The 597-nt window shown below is 68.0% G+C and carries 1 pseudogene; it reads left to right on the top strand.

The features are described from left to right. A pseudogene (locus KM933_RS38765) lies at nt 1–597 on the top strand (polyketide synthase); the annotation flags it as partial.

Raw genomic sequence — 597 nt, forward strand, 5'->3', positions numbered from 1 at the left:
GGCTGGTCCGAGGGTGTGGGGATGGTGGTGCTGGAGCGTTTGTCGGATGCGCGGCGCAATGGTCATCGGGTGCTGGCGGTGGTGCGGGGCAGTGCGGTCAATCAGGACGGTGCGTCGAACGGGTTGACGGCGCCGAACGGTCCTTCGCAGCAGCGGGTGATCCGACAGGCGCTGGCGAGCGGTGGTCTTTCGGCCTCCGATGTGGATGTGGTGGAGGCGCACGGCACGGGTACGACGCTGGGTGATCCGATCGAGGCGCAGGCGATCCTCGCCACCTATGGTCAGGGCCGGGACGGGGAGCAGCCGTTGTGGCTGGGCTCGGTGAAGTCGAATCTTGGTCATACGCAGGCTGCTGCGGGTGTGGCGGGTGTGATCAAGATGGTGATGGCGATGCGGCATGGTGTGCTGCCGCGCACGCTGCATGTGGATGCGCCGTCCTCGCATGTGGACTGGTCGGCTGGTGCGGTGGAGTTGCTGGCCGGTGAGCGGCAGTGGCCGCGGCTGGAGCGGGTGCGCCGGGCGGGTGTGTCCTCCTTCGGGATCAGCGGCACCAACGCCCACGTGATCCTCGAACAGCCCGAACCGATCACCGAGCCG

It is taken from the genome of Streptomyces beigongshangae (genome assembly GCF_019710745.1).
GTDB classification, from domain to species: Bacteria; Actinomycetota; Actinomycetes; order Streptomycetales; family Streptomycetaceae; genus Streptomyces; species Streptomyces beigongshangae.